This is a genomic window from Salinimicrobium oceani (assembly GCF_012037645.1).
Window position 1 is genome coordinate 1 of record NZ_JAAVJR010000618.1, and the last position, 453, is coordinate 453.

Here is a 453-nt window from a genome sequence, read left to right on the forward strand (position 1 = left end):
GATCCAAACATTTTTTTCTTTTAAGTTTTTCATTATACTGTGTCAGGTTTAGAAACTCATCTCAGCTCTAAAAAAAATTCCCATCCTTATCAACAAATCCTGAATTGGCATATGGATTTCCTGTGCGAAAATGTCAAGATTTGTGATGGTCATGATATTGACCACCCTTATTCCATATAAAATCGTTAGTGTGCTTGCTCCTTCTCTTTTTTTAATAACCAGTACAATCCTTTCACCCCAATTTTAATGTCATCGAGTTTAAACAGGATAATTATTTTTTCAGTGTAAGCAATTATTCCCCATATACAAACCAGATATAACATCCAGGGATAAAACCCAAAAACAAATAATACAATAAAGAATATGCTTTGAGCGTATCCGGCAGAAACAGCTGAATATAAATGCAGCCCGGGAATTTTCCCGAACCTTGCAAAAGAAACAATGTAGCTAAGG

1 protein-coding gene is annotated in these 453 nt (G+C 34.2%); it reads right to left on the reverse strand.

What is annotated here, in order from left to right:
- Positions 1 to 185: 185 nt before the first annotated feature.
- Positions 186 to 453 (reverse strand): hypothetical protein (locus HC175_RS23955; RefSeq protein ID WP_209310090.1); only part of this gene is annotated, 268 nt, incomplete at its 5' end.